Raw genomic sequence first — 19,141 nt, forward strand, 5'->3', positions numbered from 1 at the left:
ACTCTCGGCGAAAAAACCGCGCATCTACCCACCGCCTGCGCCTGCTGAGGTGGGCCAACACGCGCTTTTTGGCGGCGAGGCGCCTTGGATGGCTCGTTCGCCCACCTCGGAGCCCGGTTTTGGTGGGCCAACGTGGCCCTAGCGTCCCTCTCGGCGAGAAAACCGCACGTTCGCCCACCGTGGCCGACCCCACAAGTGGGCGAACGTGGTGTCCAGGACGCTTTTCCGCAAGAGCAGCCGCATCCGCCCACCGCCCCAGGGTCTCGCGCTCCAGCCTTTCGGGCGAATTAATGTCCGGCGCGCAGGATATACTCAGCCTAGAACGCAGGTTTGCGGACCGGTCGTCCCCTCGCCAGATTGGAGCCCAGCATGGCCACGCGCGCACTGCACGGTGTGAACCTCGCCGGTTGGCTGACGCTCGAGCCGTGGGTCACGCCGGAGCTCTTTGCGGACACGGGTGCCCTGGACGAGGAGTCCCTCGTGGCCTCCGTGGGCAGGGACCGCTACCAGGAGCTGGTCAAGCGGCATCGCGAGAAGTTCCTCTCGCAGGCGGACTTCATGGCCATAGCCGCCCGTGGCTTCAATGCCGTGCGCCTCTGCGTTCCCTGGTACGCCTTCGGCGAGGCCGGGCCGGAGCCAGGCCCCTTCCTGGGTTGCATAGGCCAGGTAGATGCGGCCTTTGACTGGGCGGACGAGATAGACCTCAAGATGGTCCTGGTGCTGGGCGTCACGCCTGGGGAGCGCACGGGTGAGTCCCTGCTGGTCCGCAACCGTGACGACTTCAGGCACTACCGGGACGACATGCTGCTGGTGCTCGCCGCCCTTTCCAGGCGCTACGGACTGCGGGCGTCGCTCGCGGGCATCGAGGTGGCTGACGAGGTCATGCCCCAGGAGCGCCGCGGGCTCTCGCTCACGGACGGCGTTCCCCTGCACGTGCTGCGCAACTACTATCGAGACGCCTACGATGCCATACGCGGCAACGCCCCAGACGTCACGGTCATCCTGCCGGACGCGGGCCTGCGCGGTGCCTGGGGTCGCTTCATGGCCCCGCGTCGCTACCACAACGTGTGGTTTGACAGCCATCTGTATCACTACCTGGACAGGGCCTCCAGCCCCGGCCCCACGGGCGTCCGCAGCCTGGCGGAGGCGTCGAGGAGGTCCCTCGAGCTCGTGGGGAAGGGCGGCCTGCCCGTGATGGTCGGCAAATGGTCGGCATCGCTGCCCTTCTCGGACTCGTCCACCACGCCCGAGGGGAGAATCGCCCTGGAGCGCGTGTTTGTCGCCGAGCAGATTGCCGCGTTTAGGTCCTGTCCTGCCTGGTTCTTCCAGACCTGGAAGACCAGCGCCCGTCTGAGCAGCTGGGACGCTAGAGTTGCCCTCTCGTCCTTCGAGCGAAGGATGCTTGTCTGATGGAGAAAAAGTTGGAAGAGGGCCTGCTCTCCGTCGTGGGAACGCCCATAGGGAACCTCTCTGATGCCTCGCCTCGCGTGCTTGACACGCTACGAGGCTCTGACCTCTTGCTTTGCGAGGACACGCGCGTCACGAGCAAGCTGCTTGCGCACTTCGGCATACGTGTGACGCTCCATCGCGCGGACGAGAACGTCATCGCGCAGCGTGTAGAGGGGGTGCTCGCGCGCCTGCGGGAGGGCCAGCACGTCTCTTTCGTCTCGGACGCCGGCATGCCGGGCGTGTCGGACCCAGGGCGCGTCCTGGTGGACGCCGCGCTCGACGCGGGAGCCAGGGTCGAGGTCATTCCAGGGCCCTCTGCGGCCATCTGCGCGCTGGTGGCCTCGGGCCTGCCCATGGAGCACTTCTTCTTCGAGGGCTTCCTGCCGCGCAGGCACGGCCAGCAGCTCGAGCGCCTTCGCGCCCTCGCCCCCATACCAGGGGCCCTGGTGCTCTACGAGTCACCCCATCGCGTGGCTGCGACGCTTGTCTGCGTGGCGGAGGCGTTTCCCGCACGCAGGGTGGCGCTGGTGCGAGAGCTCACCAAGCTGCACGAGGAGGTTCTGAGAGGGCTCTCGTCCGATCTGGCCACACAGGTGGCCGAGAGGGGAGAGCTCAAGGGGGAGTGCGCCATCGTCATAGAGGGTCCCGGCGAGGAGGAGCTGAGGCAGCTCTCGTCAGCCGCCGGCCCCTCCCTGGAGGAGGAGATGGGAAGGGCCCTCGCGGCCGGGGAGCCCAAGTCCGTCCTGGCGAAGCGCCTGGCAAAGCAGTTCGGCCGTCCCCGCTCCGAGGTCTACGACCTCGTGCTGGCGCAATCGGGGAACACCGAGGGTCATTAGTCGAAGCACATGGTTCATGCCGTTGCGCCCACGCGCTTCTGCAGAGAGGAGTCCGCATGCTCGTGAACGACAGGATCTGGGTTGCCCAGGGGGAGAGGCCCTGCCACCTTCTGCTCAACCAGGCAAACCGCCACGGCCTCATCGCCGGCGCCTCCGGCACGGGCAAGACCGTCACGCTCAAGCTGCTGGCGGAGGGCTTCTCCAACGCGGGCGTCCCCGTGTTCATGGCAGACGTGAAGGGCGATGTCACGGGCATGGCCCAGGCGGGAGAGATCTCTGACGGCCTGCGCAGGCGCATGGACTTCTTCGGCATCAAGGAGGACGAGTTCATCTTCCAGGCCGCTCCGGTGCGCATCTGGGACATGCTCGGTGACCCCGGCATTCCCGTGCGCATCACCGTCTCTGACATGGGCCCCGTCCTCCTCAGCCGCCTCCTCGGCCTGACCGACGTGCAGGAGGGCGTGCTCAACATAGTCTTTCGCGTGGCGGACGACGAGGGGCTGCTGCTCATTGACCTCAAGGATCTGCGCAGCATGCTGGCCTACGTAGCCGAGCACGCAAAGGACTACCAGACCAGCTACGGCAACGTCTCCGCGCAGTCCGTGGGCGCCATTCAGCGCGCTCTGATTGCCGTGGAGGACCAGGGCGGCAACGTCTTCTTCGGCGAGCCCGCCCTCAGCCTCGAGGACTTGATCGCCTGCGGCCCCGACGGCCGTGGCTACGTGAACGTCCTCAACGCCGCCCGCCTGATCCAGAGCCCGCAGGTCTATGCCATGTTCCTGCTCTGGATGCTCTCGTCCCTCTTCGACGTCCTGCCCGAGGTGGGAGACCCCGAGAAGCCTCGCCTGGTGTTCTTCTTCGATGAGGCCCACCTGCTCTTCAGCGGCATGCCCAAGCAGCTCGAGGACAAGATCGTCCAGGTGGTCAAGCTGATTCGCTCCAAGGGCGTGGGCATCTACTTCATCACCCAGTCCCCCTCGGACATTCCCGATGCCGTTCTGGCGCAGCTCTCCAACCGCGTCCAGCATGGCCTGCGCGCCTACACCCCCGCCGAGCAGAAGGTGGTGAGGGCCGCGGCGTCCTCCTTCAGGTCCAACCCCGCCTTTGACTCCGTCCAGGCCCTCCAGGAGCTGGGCACGGGCGAGGCCCTGGTCTCCATGCTGGACGAGGGTGGCACCCCCAGCGTGGTGGAGCGCGCCAAGGTCCTCTTCCCCCAGTGCCGCATGGCGGCGGCGGACCCCGAGCTCGTCCAGGGCGTCCTTTCCTCCCAGACGGAGCTCATGGCCCGCTATGGCTTGGCCGTGGACCGCGAGAGCGCCTTCGAGCTCCTCAACCAGCAGGCTGCCCAGTCCGCAGAGGCCGCACGCCTCGCCGCGGAGCGCGCCGCCTTCGAGAAAGAGAAGGCGGAGTTCGAGGCCCAGCGCCAGAAGGAGGCCGAGAAGGCCCAGAAGCAGGCCGAGAGGGACGCAGAGCGTGCGCGGCGCCAGGCCGAGAAGGAGGCCGAGCGCCAGGCCCGTCTCGCCGAGCGCCAGGCGGAGCGCGAGGAGCGCGAGCGTCAGAAGCGCGAGGAGCAGATGGCGAAGAACGTGGGCAGGTTCGCCACGTCCATCCTGGGCACCTTCGGGCGAGAGGCCACGCGCCAGCTCACCCGTGGCCTCTTCGGGGCCCTTAAGCGCTAGGGCCGCCCCCCTCTCTAGCGCCACACGCCACCAGCTGTTGTACAATCAAGAGCTGCTCGTACGGCACCATCCGTCATCAGGAGACCACCATGGCCAAGCAGCCCTTCTTCATCACCACTCCAATCTACTACGTCAACGCCGCGCCCCACCTGGGCACCGCCTACACCACCGTCCTCTGCGACGTGCAGGCGCGCTACCGTCGCGCGGCTGGCTACGATGTCAAGTTCCTCACCGGCATGGACGAGCACGGCGAGAAGGTGGAGCTGGCGGCTGCGGAGCACGGCATGAGCCCCCAGGAGTGGTGCGACTCCCAGGCCCCCCTCTTCAAGGAGCTCTGGAACACGCTCGAGATCTCCAACGACGACTTCATCCGCACCACCGAGCCGCGCCAGGAGCGAGCGGTGCAGTACCTCTGGGAGCGCATGCGCGAGAGTGGCCACATCTACAAGGGCTCCTACGACGGCTGGTACTGCGTGCCCGAGGAGACCTACTTCACCGAGACCCAGGTGACCAAGGCAGACGAGGAGCGCCACACGGAGGGCCAGCACCTCTGCCCCGACTGCGGCCGTCCCCTGCAGCGCGTCCAGGAGGAGTCCTGGTTCTTCAGGCTCAGCGCCTTCCAGGACCGCCTGCTCAGGCTCTTCGACGAGCACCCCGACTTCGTTGAGCCCGACTTCCGCATGCGAGAGGTGCGCAGCTTCGTCGAGGGTGGCCTCCAGGACCTCTCCGTGAGCCGCACCAGCTTCGACTGGGGCATCCGCCTGCCCTTCGACGACAGGCACGTCACCTACGTGTGGTTTGACGCCCTGCTCAACTACATGACTGCCGTCGGGTACGGCCAGGAGGGCGAGGACGCGGCCGCCGAGCTGGCCCGCTTCTGGCCCGCCAACTACCACGTGGTGGGCAAGGACATCATCCGCTTCCACTGCGTCATCTGGCCCGCCATGCTCATGGCCATCGGTGAGGCCCTGCCCGAGCACGTCTTCGCCCACGGCTTCCTCATGGTGCGCAACGAGGAGACCGGCAAGGGCGAGAAGATGTCCAAGAGCCGTGGCAACGCCATCGCCCCCCAGCAGGTGATTGACATGCTGGGCGTCGAGGGCTACCGCTACTACTTCATGTGCGACGTCAACCCCGGCGAGGACGGCGCCATCAGCTTCAGCCGCATGGAGCAGGTCTACAACGCGGACCTCGCCAACAGCTGGGGCAACCTGGTCAGCCGCGCCCTCAACATGAGCGCCAAGTACTTCGACGGCAAGACGCCCCTGCTCGACGACGGCTGGGCGGGCCGAGAGAACCCGCTGTCCTCCGTGGCCTCGGGCATCGAGGAGCGTTACGCCGCGCGCATGGAGCGCCTGGACTACGTGGGCGCCAAGGACGTGGTCATGGAGCTCGTGCACGCCGCCAATCACTACGTGGAGGACTCCGCGCCCTGGGCCGTGGCGAAGGACCCCGCCCGTGCCCAGGAGCTGGCAGACATCATCGCCAACCTGCTCGAGGCCATCCGCATCTGCGCGCACCTTCTCGCGCCGTTCATGCCCACCACCTCCGCCAAGGTCCTCTCCCGCATGAACCACGCCGACGAGGCTGACACCACGGACCTCGCTGCCGCCTGCGTCTGGGGCCAGCTCAGGTCTGCCGTGGAGGTCACCAAGGGAGACGCCCTCTTCCCACGCCTGGGAAGCGGCAAGTAGGTTATGGCCTCTCTTCCCGTGGATTCCCAGGCTCCCCACTCCTGGCTGGCGAGCGTCCGGGAGACCAAGGCGGTCCTCTCGGAGTTCGGCCTGTGCACGAAGCACCGCCTGGGCCAGAACTTCCTGGTGAGCGACGAGGTCATCGGCAAGATCCTGAGCCTTGCGGAGCTGGGAGACGAGGACGTGGTGCTGGAGGTGGGCCCGGGCATCGGCACCTTGACGGTGGCCCTGCTCGGGCAGGCGGCGGCCGTGGTCTCCGTCGAGGCAGACCGCAGCCTGGAGCCAGTGCTGGCCGAGACCTGCGCGCGCGATTCCGACCGCTTCGCGCTGGTCCTGGGAGACGCCCTCAGGCAGGACGAGGGAAGGCTGAGAGAGGCCCTTGCCTCACTGGACGTCGAGGGCCTGGCCGAGCTGCCCAGCCACTTCGTGGCAAACCTGCCCTATCAGGTGGCCGCCACGCTCATCCTCAAGTTCCTCCAGGAGCTGCCCTCCCTCGCCCGCGCCGTGGTCATGGTCCAGGCCGAGGTGGCAGATCGCATCGCTGCCCGTCCTGGCAGCAAGGCCTACGGTGCCTACACCGCGAAGCTCGCCCTCTTTGGCAGGGTGACCGGTCGCTTCGAGGTGGGGCCGGGCAACTTCATGCCGCCCCCGCACGTCGACTCCGCCGTGGTGCGCATAGACCGCTCCCGTGCGCTGGGCCCCGTCAGCGGGGAGCCCCTCACGGACGAGCAGTGCGTCTGGGCCATGCAGGTGATAGACGCGGCCTTCGCCCAGAGGCGCAAGACCATCCGCAACTCCATGTCGGCCAAGGGTTTCGACAGGGACACCCTGGACGTTGCCTTCGCCGAGCTGGGCATATCGCCCGCGGCTCGGGCAGAGACGCTCTCGCCCGAGGACTTCGTGCGCCTGGCCGAGCGCCTGTCGGAGGAGCGCGGCACTCTACAGGAGACGGACGAGCTGTAGAGCTGTCTGGCAAAAGCCCAGTTGGCAGGGGTCTTGCTCTACAATCGAGGCCCCTGCTGTAGAGCAGACGCGAATTGGGGGACCTCATGCGACGGATCACGAGAGAAGAGCTCTTCCAGACGCTCGGGCTCTGCGAGGATGGCAGCCTCTTCCACGACAAGAAGGGCAGGCCCGTGGCCACGCCCGTCCCCCTTGCGCCGCTTGCCGACAGCCATGGGCACCTTACCTGCTTCAAGGGCCTGGACGCCTCCGTGGCGCTGTGCCGCGCGGCCCTCGCGGGCGTGCGGCTGATGGTGGTGCCCATAGACCCCACGGAGGACCTGAGCCATCGCTGGCAGAGCGTGCCCGCGCTCATGTCATGGCTCGAGCGGGAGCGAGAGAGGGCCCGCGAGCTGCTGGACGCCTGCGCGGAGGAGGGGCTGGTGCCCCCTGACTTCGGAGAGGACATACCCTCGCTGCCCGACGGCGTGCGTCTGGTGGCGGGAGTCCACCCCTATGGTGCCCATCTCCTCTCACCTGAGGTCATGGGGTGCCTGGACAGCCTCCTCGACCATCCGCTCTGCGTGGGCGTGGGGGAGATCGGCCTGGACTTCGGGCCCTACAGCGAGCTTCCCTCGGACGTGCAGGAGAGGGCCTTCCGCCAGCAGCTGCGCATTGCCCACGAACACGGGCTGCCCGTCGAGCTGCACATCCGAGACGGCCAGGACAACACGGCCGGCCATGACCTCGCCGCGAGGGTCCTGCAGGAGGAGGGCGTGCCCGGGAGGGGCTGCGACCTCCACTGCTTCACCCAGGGCCCCGAGGTCATGGCGCCCTTCGTGGAGCTGGGCTGCCACATCGCCTTTGGTGGCGCCGCCACCTTCGGCCGCTCGGACGACATTCGTGGGGCGTTGGCGCAATGCCCGCAGGACCTTCTGCTCCTGGAGACGGACTGCCCTTACATGGCGCCGGTTCCCCTGCGGGGAAGGCAATGCGAGCCCGCCATGGTCTCCCACACGGCGTCCCTTCTTGCGGATCATCTGTGGCGAGAGACGCAGCGCCCGCTCGAGCGCAGCTATGCCACCTTCTGGGAGAACGCCCGCAGGCTCTTCTCGCTCTAGGGTATGCTCGCCACAAGCCAACCTTGCCCAACCGACCTCGGCCGGTTGGAATTGTCATGCGTGTTGACTGTCGCCGCCTCCTTCGCGATCTTGCAATGGACGCAGCCGAGCTGCTCTGGCCCACGCGCTGCGTGGGCTGTGGCGCGGGAGAGACCCTCCTGTGCGATGACTGCCGCCTCGACCTCCCCTGGATCTGCCAGCGTTGGGCCTGCCCCAGCTGTGGGGCCCCATATGGCTGGCTCTGCTGCACGGAGTGCAGGAGAGACTGGCTGCCTCGCTCCTGCGTCTGCGCGATGGGCTTCAGGGACACCGCCGCCCGGATCGTGACCATCTTCAAGGATGGTCACGAGCTGCGCCTCGCCCCCGTCATCGCCGCCGCGCTCGCCTGCGCCCTCGAGGAGGCGGCCGGGTGGCCTGCCGAGGACGGCCTGCCCCGTCACGACCTCAAGTCCCTGGACGGCATCTGCTTCGTGCCCGCGACGGCCAAGGCGTTCGCCCGTCGCGGCTTTGATCACATGGAGCTGGTCGCCCGCGAGCTCTCCCAGATCACGGGCCTTCCCGTCTGTGACGCCCTCCTGCGCGAGCAGGGGGCGGACCAGCGCACGCTGGGCAGGGACGAACGTGCGTGCAACCTCGAGGGGCGCGTCTCTCTTGCGCAGGACGTCGCGGGCAAGCGCCTGCTTCTCATAGACGATGTGGCCACCACGGGCGCAAGTCTCGGCGCCTGTGCCAGGGCCCTTTGCGAGGGTGGAGCGCCCGCGCCCGATACCTGCGCCTTTGCCCGAGTCTGGTAGCCCTTCGGCGGGCCGTGGAACCCTTCGGCTGCTATACTCTGGGAGTCTTGCCCAGGTCTGTGGTTGCGGGCGCAAGCCCTAGTCCAAGACAGACGAGGTCAAAGGGATCCACGTAAGCCGGGCGTGAGCGCGCCGGCGATCATGGCTCGTCCTAGAAGTAAGTCGTGCCGCCCGTTTGACGCAGAGGCATCGGGCCTCGCGGGCGAGAGGGCCTATCGTGGGGGGCCGTAGCCCCGAAGCGAGAGCCCCGGCACGCGAGTGTGGGGTCAAATACCAGGTCAGCTGGGCAGGACAGGAGTTGGCTTCGAAGCGGGAGAAGATGATGAAGAGGACTGTATGGGGTGTTCTGCTGGCAGCGGGCATGGTCGCCACGCTGAGTGGCTGCGACCTGGGGTCGGTGAAGGCCCAGCTGGTGCCAACCTCCGTGCAAGACGCCCGCGCCCAGCTTGCCACCCAGCGCTCTCCTCGTGTGGACGACAGCTCTCTCGTCAGTCCCGGCACCCTCACCGTGGGGCTCAGCAGCTCCACGAGCACGGCACCCCTCGTCATGGGCAACGCGGCGGATGAGGTCGTCGGCGTGGACGTCGACCTCGCGGCGGCCCTCGCGCAGGAGCTGGGCCTCAAGGTCTCCTACGTTGGCGTGAGCGATCCGTCGGCCTCCCTGGGCACAAGCTGCGACATCGTCCTGGGGGTGAGGAGCTCCGCAAGGGGGTCCTCCTATGCCGTGAGCGGTGACTACGCGCAGTCTGCGGCGGCGTTCTTCCGAAAGGGCGAGGCCGCGCAGGCGACGGTGCCGGACCTCTCGGGCAAGAGGGTTGGGCTGCAGACGGGCTCCATGTCAGAGACCACCCTGCGCAACACCGGGCTCTCCATGGAGGTGCGGGGCTACCCCGACCTCAACGAGGCCTTCGACGCCCTCGCGGCAGACCAGGTAGACTATGTCCTCTGCGACGCCTACTCCGGTGCCTTCCTCTCGCGCAGCCACAAGGGCGTGTCGTTTGCGGGGACGCTGGACATCCCCGTCACGGTGGGCTTTGCCTGCTCCGCCTCGAACGCCACCCTTCAGTCCGCGGTGAGCGACGCCCTGGCCGCCATCCAGGCGAACGGCGTCTATGACATCATCCGCCTCGCTTGGGTGGGCGGCCTTCCCCAGCTTGGCCCCTCAAGCCAGATCAAGAACATCCCCGCCCCCTCTTTCACCGCCCAGGAGAATCCCGCGTCAGCCCAGGGTACCTTCGTGGAGGGGGCGCCCGCCGCAGGCTCAAACGCAGTGAACTTCTAGCGAATGTCCTGTTCCCAGGCTCGTTCAGGCCCCTTCTGTCGATTGGGGGGGCAGCCGAGGCGTGCTTTTGGGTATGAAAGGGACACGGGCCCCGGCCCACATTCGACAGGAGGAGGTAGCGATGGTGGACATCAAGATCTCGGGACGTAAGGTCTCCGTGACCGAGGGCATGCGCGCCCACGTGATCGACAAGGTGGGGGAAGCTCTCAAGGTCTTTGATATCCAGCCCATGAGTTGCGACGTCGTGCTCAGGGTGGACAAGAACCACTCCAACCCCGAGCGCAAGATGTGCGAGGTCACGGTGTTCGTTCGTGACAGCGTGGTTCGTGTCGAGGCGTCTGGCCAGGACATGTACGCCGTGATCGCCGAGGCTGCCGAGAAGGCCTCCCGCCAGCTGCGCAAGTACAAGACGCGCGTGATAGACCGCAGGCAGCGCGCCGGCCAGAGCATCCGCGGGGAGGTTAGCACGGCCGAGCTTGCGGACCTCATCGAGCCCAGCGAGGAAGACGACCAGCTGGTGCGCGAGAAGGTCATTGACATCAGGCCCATGAGCGAGGAGGAGGCCCTGGTCCAGACGGACCTCCTGGGCCACGACTTCTTCGTCTTCGAGAACTCCTCCACGGGGCTCATGAACGTCATCTACCACCGCCAGAACGGTGGCTACGGCATCATCAAACCCAGGATCGAGACCGAAGACGATGAGGCGTAGCAGGAGATCCAATGCCCAGGCCTGACAGAGACACCCCAAAGACTGCAGCCCAGCAGCCCTCCCCCAGTCCAAGCCTGGGGGAGGGCTATCGCCAGAAGAGCCCCGTGAGAATCATCGTCGACTCCACGGCAGACTATGCCCCCGAGGTGGCGAGGCGTCTCGGCGTGGAGGTCATCCCGTTCACCTACATCACCCCTGAGGGCGAGAAGGTGGATGACCTCTGGGAGACGAGCGACCCGCACGAGTTCTACGAGGGCATGCGCAGGCATCCCGAAGTCCACTACACGACCTGCGCCATCACGCCCGGACGCTACTTCGAGGTCTTCGAGCGCGCGGCCCGGGAGGGGACGCCCACCATCTACATGGGCCTCACCGCGGGCCTCTCCTCGTCGATCTACTCGGCGGAGCAGGCTGCGGAGATGGTTCGAGAGAAGTACCCGGACTTCGAGCTCTACGTCATGGACAACCGCTGCGACTCCGCCGCCGGCGAGCTCCTTGCCATAGAGGTGGTGCGCCAGTCCCAGAACGGCTTCACGGCAAAGGAGCTCTTCGAGTGGGCCTGCGATGCCCGCTATTTCGTGCACGGCTACTTCACCCTGGACAGCTTCGACGCCCTGGCTGCTGGTGGGCGCATCCCCCCGGCAGCGGCGAACGTTGGTGGGAAGCTGGACATCAAGCCAGAGCTCTCCTACGACCTCAACGGCGCACTCACGCTGAGGGGCATGTGTCGGGGCCGCAAGAAGGCCCTGCGCGCCATGCTGCAGGACTTCCGCGAGAACTACGCGCACGACACCACGCTGCCCCTGGCGATAGTCTCCACGGATGCCGAGAAGGACGCGGACTGGCTCGAGAAGGAGCTGCGTCGCGAGAAGGGCTGCGCGGGCGTGACCATCATTCGCAGCCAGGTCTCTCCGATCCTGGGCTGCCATGTTGGCCCCGGAATGGTTGCCCTGGTATTCTGGGGCACCGATCGCAGGGAGAGGCTCTCGCTCACGGATAAGATAGCGCGCAGGTTGCGTGGGCCCAGCGCCTAGAAAGGTCTTCAAGCACATGTCGCACGCAAAGATTCGCAAGGTCGCCTTTGTCGGGACGGGCATCATGGGCGCCCCCATCGCCCGTCACATCCTGGACGCAGGCTATGAGCTGACGGTGCACAACCGCACGCGCAGCAAGGCGCAGCCCCTCGTGGACGCGGGTGCGCGCTGGGCGCAAAGCGCTGCCGAGGCCGTGGCAGAGGCGGACGTGGTCTTCACCATGCCGGGCTTCCCCGCCGAGGTCGAGGAGCTGTACCTTGCGGGCGGCGGGCTGATAAGCTGCTCCAGGAAGGGCGCCTGGCTGATCGACCTCAGCACGGGCTCCGCACAGCTTGCCCGTGACATCCACGGCGCCGCAGAGGTCATGGGCAGGCACGCCTTCGACTGCCCCGTCACGGGTGGCGAGCCCGGCGCCAGGGCGGGCACGCTCACGGCAATGGCCGGCGCCGGCGAGGCCGACCTCGAGGGTGGCCTGCGCGAGCTCATCTCCTGCTTTGCCGACAAGATCTTCTGCCTGGGGGCTGCCGGCCTGGGGCAGACGGCGAAGCTCTGCAACCAGCTCTCGCTTGCCTCCTGCATGCTGGGGTACGCTGACGCCCTGGCCCTGGGCGAGCAGTCCGGCCTGGACCAGTCCCAGCTGCTGGACATCATCTCGTCGGGCATGGGCTCGTCGGCCGCCCTCACCCAGCTTGCCCCCAAGTCCGTAGCGGGAGACTATCGTCCCGGATTCCTGGCCGAGCACCTGCGCAAGGACCTTGCCCTTGCACTGACGCAGGCGGAGGACATGGACCTTGCGCTTCCTGGCGCAGAGACGGCATTCAACCTCTACGACGTGCTCTGCCAGATCGGCGGCGCCCGTCTTGGCACCCAGGCCATCTCGCTGCTTTACGCGGACGAGGCGGCCGCCAGCGCCGCGGGCCTTGACTGGTCCCTGCTCGATGCCTCGGGCGAGGGCGAGCACGAGCACCACCACCATCACGACCACTAGAAGAGACCGTTAGGACGAGGGCCCCTCTCGCCTCCGTGCGGGGGCGCCTGCCCTCTGCAAAGAAGGAAACGAGAGGCAACATGAACGAAACCAGCCAAAGCTCGCTGGCAGTCCTCATTGACTACGAGAACCTTGCCCTGGGCACGGGCAAGCGCAAGCGCAACGGCCACCAGGAGGCAGGCCCCAGGCCCGACGTGAAGCGCATACTCGAGCGCCTGGTGGACAAGGGACGCATCGCCGCCAAGCGTGCCTACTGCGACTGGCAGCGCTTCGACGACGCCATCACGCCCCTGCACGAGCTGGGCATAGAGCTCATCGAGATTCCCGACCGCGCCTTCACGGGCAAGAACTCAGCGGACATCCGCCTCGCGGTGGACGCCGTGGAGATGTGCCTCACCAAGGAGCACATCGACACCTTTGCCATCCTCTCCGGCGACTCGGACTTCTCGCCACTCGTCTCCAAGCTCAAGGAGTTTGGCAAGACGGTCATCGGCGTGGGAATGAAGGAGTCCACGAGCACCCTGCTCGCCGAGGTCTGTGACGAGTTCCTCTTCTACGAGGACCTTGCGAGCAACGGACGCGTGCCCGACTTCACCTCGCGTGTCCCCAAGGAGAAGCACGAGTGCTACCAGCTGCTCTTCGAGACCATCGACGCCCTTCAGGGCGAGAACGACAGCGCCATGATAGCCTCTCGCCTCAAGGACACCATGAAGCGCAAGCGTCCCCAGTTCTCCGAGCGCAGCTATGGCTACCGCTCCTTCAGCAACCTCCTGCGCGAGGCTGCCAAGCTGGGGTTCATTGAGATCAGTCAGGACACGCGCAGCGGCACCGTCATGGTGGACGGCTTCTGCGAGTAGGGAGGAAACGAACGTGGAAGAACTCAGCAGGCCCAGGGAGGAAGTGGCTCTCGCCCAGATCATGGGGCAGCTCTGCGGCGGGAATCGCAGGGGGCGCCAAGATGCCTCCCACATGATCGAGTCCATTGCCAAGACCAGCCCCAAGCAGCTCTTTGCCTATGTGGACGACCTGATGGATGCCCTTGACCGACCCGAGGCGCAGACGCGCTGGGAGGTCCTCTCGGCCTTGTCGGAGATGGCAAAGGTGGACGCGGGCAGGCTTGCCGAGGCATACGAGGGGGCGGAGTCGTCCCTCTTCGACGAGGGCTCCGCCACGGTGCGCCTCTCCGCCTTCAGGTTCCTCACCAGCTACGGCATGGGCGACCCCAAGCGCTCGGACGAGGTCTGGCCGCTGCTGGACGAGGCGGTCCAGTGCTACCACGGGGACCCCGAGTATCACGACATGCTGGTCTGCCTGCTCGACTTTGCCAGGGGGAACATCTCGGAGGCGAGCGCGGAGGCCTTGGCCGCGCGCGTGAGCTTCGATGCCGAGAACGGCCGCAGCTACATCAAGGCCTTCTCGACCGAGATCGCTGACGCCGCGAAACGCTAGCCGCCGCCCCCTCCCCACACCGTCTTTCAGGAGGTGGGCAGACTTGTGTACGGGCACGTGGGCTTGCCCTGCGTCCTGATGCCCCTTGGGGCATGGTTTAGTATGTGTTGACTTGTAATGCAATGCGCCCTGGGGGCGCCGAGGAGGTATGGCATGTCTGAGCTTGCTCAGGATCTGGACGACAAGAAGGGTCTCTCTACTCCCATCTGGGTGGGCATCGCGATTGCCTGCCTTGTCGTGGGCGTGCTCTGCGGCCACTTCCTTCTGGGTGGCGCCTCGGGCGTTGTCGGCGGCATCGCAGGGAAAACCACGATCTCCGAGGGGGAGCTGGACCATGCGGTGGGCAGCTTCACCTACAAGGGCCAGACCACCAGCGTCAGCGCCCGCGACGTCATCACCGCCACCTCCTCCCTTAATTCCGCCAAGGCGGAGGATGGCAGCTACAAGCTGCCCAAGGCGGATGGCGTGCTTGCCGTCGCCCGCACCAAGATCCTGCTCATGGACGCAGAGGCCAAGGGCATCAAGGTCACCGACGACGACGTGTCCGCGTACGCCAAGCAGACGCTGGGCTCCGACGACTACGCAACGATCGCCTCGAGCCACGGCATGGACGCCGACACGGTGAAGGAGCTCCTCAGGCAGTCCGCCATCATGGGCAAGCTGCGCGAGCAGGTCGTCACGGCCCAGCTGCCCGCCTCCCCGACGGCCCCCACGGCACCTGCCGGGGGTGAGGAGGCCACGGCCACCGCGGAGTATGCCAAGTACGTCATCGGCCTTGCCGGAGACGAGTGGGACAGCGACAAGAACGGCTGGGTCTCAGCCGACAGCCCCTACGCGACGGCCCTGGCAAACTACACCGTCTCCAATGACTCCGCAACCTACGAGGCCGCGAAGGCGGCCTACTATGTCGCGTACCAGAAGTACACCACGGCTAAGGGCGAGCTGAGCGCCCAGTGGTCCAACTACGTGAACGACCTGCTCTGCAACGCGAGTGTCAGCATCTCAACCCTGATGGCGTAGGCCCCTCTGGTCAATGACTGCGTTTTCGGCGGGCGGAACCCCTGCGGTTTCGCCCGCCCTTTCGTAAGGGGGAGAGATGCGCGTCGTCGTGAGCGAGTGCCTGAGGGGTGTTTGCTGCCGTTACGACGGTGGCTCCAAGCCCCATGCCGAGCTGCTGCGCCTCTGCGAGAAGGCTGATGTCGTGGGCGTGTGCCCAGAGCGTGCGGCGGGCCTCCCGACGCCTCGTCCTTGCGCAGAGATCCTGGGCGCTCGAGTGCTCACGGCGGACGGCAGGGACGTCACCGAGGCCTTCGAGCGCGGCGCGAGGAGCTCGCTTGGGCTGGCCGTCGCGTCAGGGGCGCCGCTCGCGGTCCTCAAGGCGAAGAGCCCCTCCTGCGGGGCGGGGGTAATCTACGATGGAAGTCACACAGGTAGGCTGACGGAGGGGGACGGCATCTTTGCCCGTCTCCTCAAAGAGGAGGGGATCTGCGTGGTGAACGAGGATACGGTGAAAGACTGCACGCCGTCCGTGGAGCATCCCGTTGCCATCGTGCTGGGGTCTGGCCTGGGCCATCTCCGCTCCCTGGTGAAGCCGGTGCGTCGCATTGACTACCACGACATCGAGGGCTTCCCCCCAGAGGCCCAGCCGGTGAAGGGACATGACTTCGAGGCGACCGTCGGCACCATAGACGAGGTGCCCGTGGTGGTCTACCCAGGGCGCATCCATCTCTATCAGGGATACGGTGCGGCCGAGGTCACCTCCTTGGTGCGCCATGCCCACCACCTTGGCTGCCGTGACATCATCTTTGCCTGCGCCACCGCCGCCATTCCCGGGAACTCCCACGTGGGCCTGGGAATCCTGACCGACCAGATAAACCTGACGGGCACCAATCCGCTCTCGGAGTGGGACGGAAGGCGCGATGTGGAGACCCCCTTCGTGGGCATGCGCGACGCCTACACGCCCTACCTGCGCACCCTTGCCCGAGGCGTTGCGGACGACCTGGGCATCAGCGTGGAGGAGGGCGTCTATGCCGGAACCCTGGGCCCCTGCTTCGAGACCCCCGCAGAGGTATGTGCCCTGCGCTCCCTGGGCGTCTCGTATGTGGGCATGTCAACGGTGCTCGAGGTCATCATGGCCCACGCCCTTGAGATGAACGTGCTGGGACTGACCCTTGCCGCCAACGAGGCGGGGGCCTCCCAGACCTCGCACGAGTCGATTCTCGCCGAGGCCGAAAGGCACGCGGAGGACTTCGAGAAGCTGGTCAGGGGGATCCTGCACCTGCTGTAGGCATGGGCTTCGTCTGAGCGTCTGTTTCAATGACCACCAGATGTATGGCTCGATCTTTGGCGAGTTCGAGAACGTGCGCACGGTGAACGTCAACCTGAGGACGGGCGAGGTCTACAGCTTCGATGACGTGCTGCACATGACCGACGGTATTGCCAACCAGTTCGTGAGCACCCTGGCGCGCAGCAGTGGCGACTTCACCCCCTCCATCTTCGGACGAGAGAGGATCGTTGCCATGCTGAGAGGTGAGGACGAGCAGTCCTGGCGCGTAAGGCCCAGCGTCTTCGTGGATGGCAACGGCAGGGTGAACGTGGGCGTCACGTTCTGGTTTGGCAAGGAGGGCGTTGGCGTCCCCCGTGGCTGGTGGGACATCACGCTGACCGATGGCCAGCTGGCCGAGGCGCATAGGGATTCCAGCTTCTGGGGGCTGTTCTAGGTTGGGGGGAGCCGCGCTGGGCGGGCGTTGTGCCCCTGCTGCGTAAAGCCGGTATTGTCGCTTGAAAAGGGCTGGGGATTCCGTATAGTATCTATCTGCCGCATTCGCGCGGCGTTGGAGCGCCAGCTTAGCTCAGTTGGTAGAGCACCGCTCTCGTAAAGCGGGGGTCATCGGTTCGAGTCCGACAGCTGGCTCCATGTTTACGCAGGTCAGGGGCTTGTCCCCTGGCCTTTTTCGTTTTGTTCCCCTTTTGTTCCCCTTTTGTTCCCCCTTTTTGAAAAAAGTCACGAGAGTTTTTTCTCGTGGTTTTTAAATCAGCCAACAAAAAGCGCCCCAGCGGAAGCCTTTTTCGGCAACCTCTGGGGCGCTCGCTACTCGCTCGATCCCTGCCTCTTCGGCGGTCTCCCGCCCTCTCGCCTCTGAGGCCCCTGGCCCCTCGCTTTTGGCCATCGCCACCGCGTTCATGCCCGCCTCATGCCCCCAAGGCGCTATTCTCGTCTAGCGGGTGACTCGTCTCGCACGGACAACGCAATGAATCCAGGCCAAGCCGGTCTGGTAGGGGGAAGTGGTGGCACGTGGTTCTGATGGGAGCGCTCATCAACGGGCTCGAGGCCTTTGTCGGTGGGGTCATTGGCCTGGTCTTCAAGAGCAAGGTCTCCGATGACCTGGGAGACTTCCTGCTCAAGGGGCAGGGCCTCTGCGTGGTGCTGGTGGGCATCCAGGGGATGGTCGCCGGGGGCAGCGTGGTCGTGGTCACCCTGTCCATGGCGCTGGGCTGTCTGGTGGGCTATCTCGTGAATCTTGACGAAAAGGTCCGTCACCTGGGAAGCTGGGCCCAGGCCAGGATTGATGCGGCGTTTTCGGGCAGCGGACGCCTGGGAAGCTTTTCCGAGGGGTTTGTGACCGCGACGCTCTTCACCTGCACGGGTGCCATGGCCATCGTGGGCTCGCTCTCGAGCGGCATCCAGTTGGACCACTCCACGCTCATCGCAAAGGGTCTCATTGACCTCGTGGTCTGCGTCCCCTTTGCGGCGACCGTGGGCGTCGGCGTTCCCTTCTGCGCCCTGAGCCTTATCGTCTACGAGGGCGCGCTCTCCCTCCTTTCCGCTGTTCTGGGGAGCGTGCTGACGGGCGCGATCATCAGCGAGGTTGCCGTGACGGGGTCCCTGCTGCTGCTCGCGGTCGGCACGAACCTCCTCAAGCTGACGGACATGAAGGTGGCGAACATGCTTCCCGCCGCCTTCATGCCCATCGCGCTGGTGCCGCTGCTGTCTCTTCTCGGCCTGCTCTGACCTTGCCCTAGATGACCGAGCCAAACCACTTCTTCTCGAGGGAGTCCTTGGTGCCATCGGAGTCGATCTCGGCCAGGGCCTCATTGATCGCCTGCGTCAGCTTGGGGTTGCCCTTGCTGACCACAATGCCGTACTGCTCGCCTGTGGGAATCTTGCCACCCTCGGGAATCATGAGGTCGGAGTAGGCGATGCTGATCTCGTAGCTTGCAACGGGAAGGTCGCAGACGCTTGCGGCGTACAGGCCCGTCTGCACGCCGGTCAGGCACTGTATGATGTCGTCGAGAGGCACCGCGGTCGCGTTGGGCAGGTTCTCGCGCGTCCATGCCTCGCCCGTGGTCCCGGACTGCACGGCAATCTGCATGCCAGAAACGTTCAAGGCTTCAACCGTGCTGGACTGGCTGTCGGTGCGAACGACGATTGCCTGGTTGGAGTCCAGGTAGGGGTCGCTGAAGTCTATCTCCTTGAGGCGCTCGTCCGTGATGGTGACCGCGCCGATTGACACGTCTGCCTTGCCGCCCTGCTTGATGGTGGGGACGATGGTGTCAAACTGAACAGTTGGCAGGATGTTGGGCTCAAGGCCGATCTTCTCGCAGACCGCCTTGTAGAGGTCAACGTCAAAGCCCTCGAAGTCCCCCGTCGTGGAGTTCATGGACACGAACGGCGGGAAGTAGAAGTTCGAGATCATCGTGAGCTTGCCGGGGGCCACCAAGGCATAGCCTGCCTCGGTGGTGGTTGCGGACGTGCCCGGCGACTCTGACTTGCCACAACCCGCCAATGCGGCCCCAGCGAGTCCCGCTCCGCAAAGCGCCAGGAAGTTGCGACGTGTGGGATAGCTGCTCATGCTTGCCTCCATCTAATTGGCTGTGCGTTGCGCTGGACTGCCTCGATCTGCAGAGCTTTCGCGGCAGTATCCATCATATTCACCACCATAGGTATGAAACCTTATTTTGGTAACAATTTAGTGATATTGATGAAAAAAAATTCGAATCGCTTACGAGTGTGTGTGGTCCAGGTGGGCCAACGCGTCGCTTGCGTGGCGTCGCGCGGGAAAGACGCGCATTGGTCTACATCGGCGGGCCATGCGAGGGGGCCGCCTTGGGGCTGCGAGATGTGGCGCAATCCTGTTTCCAGGGTCTCTCGACTGCTGTTGGG

At 65.8% G+C, this 19,141-nt stretch carries 18 protein-coding genes and 1 tRNA gene; 18 read left to right on the forward strand and 1 reads right to left on the reverse strand.

Translation table 11 applies throughout. The features are described 5' to 3' along the window. Nucleotides 1-369 precede the first annotated feature (369 nt). The 18 genes from CZ375_RS01270 (at nucleotide 370) to CZ375_RS01355 (ending at nucleotide 17,989) form a co-directional block, all read left to right on the forward strand. A complete protein-coding gene (locus tag CZ375_RS01270) occupies nucleotides 370-1,410 on the forward strand; it encodes a glycoside hydrolase family 5 protein (protein ID WP_077597522.1) in 1,041 nt (346 codons plus the stop codon). Then, nucleotides 1,410-2,285: a 16S rRNA (cytidine(1402)-2'-O)-methyltransferase gene (gene rsmI, locus CZ375_RS01275; RefSeq protein ID WP_077597523.1), complete on the forward strand. Its 876-nt coding sequence runs from the start codon at nucleotides 1,410-1,412 to the stop codon at nucleotides 2,283-2,285. Before CZ375_RS01270 ends, rsmI begins: the two co-directional genes overlap by 1 nt. Nucleotides 2,286-2,341: 56 nt before the next feature. Continuing rightward, on the forward strand, nucleotides 2,342-3,964 hold the full coding sequence (locus tag CZ375_RS01280) for a helicase HerA-like domain-containing protein (protein ID WP_077597524.1): 1,623 nt from the start codon (nucleotides 2,342-2,344) through the stop codon (nucleotides 3,962-3,964). Between the two features lie 89 nt (nucleotides 3,965-4,053). Further along, a complete protein-coding gene (gene metG / locus CZ375_RS01285; RefSeq protein ID WP_077597525.1) occupies nucleotides 4,054-5,658 on the forward strand; it encodes a methionine--tRNA ligase in 1,605 nt (534 codons plus the stop codon). 3 nt (nucleotides 5,659-5,661) lie between these two features. Further along, nucleotides 5,662-6,621, forward strand: coding sequence for a 16S rRNA (adenine(1518)-N(6)/adenine(1519)-N(6))-dimethyltransferase RsmA (rsmA, locus tag CZ375_RS01290; RefSeq protein WP_077597526.1), 960 nt, complete (start codon nucleotides 5,662-5,664; stop codon nucleotides 6,619-6,621). An 86-nt stretch (nucleotides 6,622-6,707) separates the two neighbouring features. Continuing rightward, the gene (locus tag CZ375_RS01295) at nucleotides 6,708-7,721 is read left to right on the forward strand and encodes a TatD family hydrolase (RefSeq protein ID WP_077598708.1); all 1,014 of its coding nucleotides are present in this window, start codon (nucleotides 6,708-6,710) and stop codon (nucleotides 7,719-7,721) included. Nucleotides 7,722-7,777: 56 nt separating this feature from the next. Further along, entirely contained in the window at nucleotides 7,778-8,515 is a 738-nt protein-coding gene (locus CZ375_RS01300) for a ComF family protein (protein ID WP_077597527.1), read from the forward strand. Between the two features lie 319 nt (nucleotides 8,516-8,834). Further along, entirely contained in the window at nucleotides 8,835-9,797 is a 963-nt protein-coding gene (locus CZ375_RS01305) for a substrate-binding periplasmic protein (RefSeq protein WP_077597528.1), read from the forward strand. A gap of 121 nt (nucleotides 9,798-9,918) precedes the next feature. Next, entirely contained in the window at nucleotides 9,919-10,506 is a 588-nt protein-coding gene (gene hpf, locus CZ375_RS01310; RefSeq protein WP_200799671.1) for a ribosome hibernation-promoting factor, HPF/YfiA family, read from the forward strand. Between the two features lie 11 nt (nucleotides 10,507-10,517). Beyond that, nucleotides 10,518-11,540, forward strand: a complete 1,023-nt coding sequence (locus CZ375_RS01315) for a DegV family protein (RefSeq protein ID WP_077597529.1) — start codon at nucleotides 10,518-10,520, stop codon at nucleotides 11,538-11,540. Between the two features lie 16 nt (nucleotides 11,541-11,556). Further along, nucleotides 11,557-12,528 carry an NAD(P)-dependent oxidoreductase gene (locus tag CZ375_RS01320; RefSeq protein WP_077597530.1) on the forward strand — a complete coding sequence of 324 codons (972 nt, stop codon included), beginning with the start codon at nucleotides 11,557-11,559 and terminating at the stop codon, nucleotides 12,526-12,528. Between the two features lie 80 nt (nucleotides 12,529-12,608). Beyond that, nucleotides 12,609-13,385, forward strand: coding sequence for an NYN domain-containing protein (locus CZ375_RS01325; protein WP_077597531.1), 777 nt, complete (start codon nucleotides 12,609-12,611; stop codon nucleotides 13,383-13,385). Between the two features lie 13 nt (nucleotides 13,386-13,398). Next, the gene (locus CZ375_RS01330; RefSeq protein WP_234966788.1) at nucleotides 13,399-13,977 is read left to right on the forward strand and encodes a hypothetical protein; all 579 of its coding nucleotides are present in this window, start codon (nucleotides 13,399-13,401) and stop codon (nucleotides 13,975-13,977) included. Between the two features lie 153 nt (nucleotides 13,978-14,130). Next, the gene (locus tag CZ375_RS01335; RefSeq protein WP_077597532.1) at nucleotides 14,131-14,997 is read left to right on the forward strand and encodes a hypothetical protein; all 867 of its coding nucleotides are present in this window, start codon (nucleotides 14,131-14,133) and stop codon (nucleotides 14,995-14,997) included. Nucleotides 14,998-15,073: 76 nt separating this feature from the next. Then, nucleotides 15,074-16,264 carry a purine-nucleoside phosphorylase gene (locus CZ375_RS01340; RefSeq protein WP_077597533.1) on the forward strand — a complete coding sequence of 397 codons (1,191 nt, stop codon included), beginning with the start codon at nucleotides 15,074-15,076 and terminating at the stop codon, nucleotides 16,262-16,264. A gap of 40 nt (nucleotides 16,265-16,304) precedes the next feature. Further along, nucleotides 16,305-16,697, forward strand: a complete 393-nt coding sequence (locus CZ375_RS01345; RefSeq protein ID WP_077597534.1) for a hypothetical protein — start codon at nucleotides 16,305-16,307, stop codon at nucleotides 16,695-16,697. 121 nt (nucleotides 16,698-16,818) lie between these two features. Further along, nucleotides 16,819-16,894, forward strand: a tRNA-Thr gene (locus tag CZ375_RS01350). A gap of 387 nt (nucleotides 16,895-17,281) precedes the next feature. Continuing rightward, entirely contained in the window at nucleotides 17,282-17,989 is a 708-nt protein-coding gene (locus CZ375_RS01355; RefSeq protein ID WP_234966928.1) for a DUF554 domain-containing protein, read from the forward strand. 7 nt (nucleotides 17,990-17,996) lie between these two features. Here the strand turns inward: CZ375_RS01355 and CZ375_RS01360 are convergent, their stop codons facing one another. Next, complete coding sequence (locus CZ375_RS01360; RefSeq protein ID WP_077598711.1) at nucleotides 17,997-18,830, reverse strand: transporter substrate-binding domain-containing protein; 834 nt, start codon at nucleotides 18,828-18,830, stop codon at nucleotides 17,997-17,999. Nucleotides 18,831-19,141 lie beyond the last annotated feature (311 nt).

The organism is Olsenella urininfantis (assembly GCF_900155635.1).
GTDB classification, from domain to species: domain Bacteria; phylum Actinomycetota; class Coriobacteriia; order Coriobacteriales; family Atopobiaceae; genus Olsenella_G; species Olsenella_G urininfantis.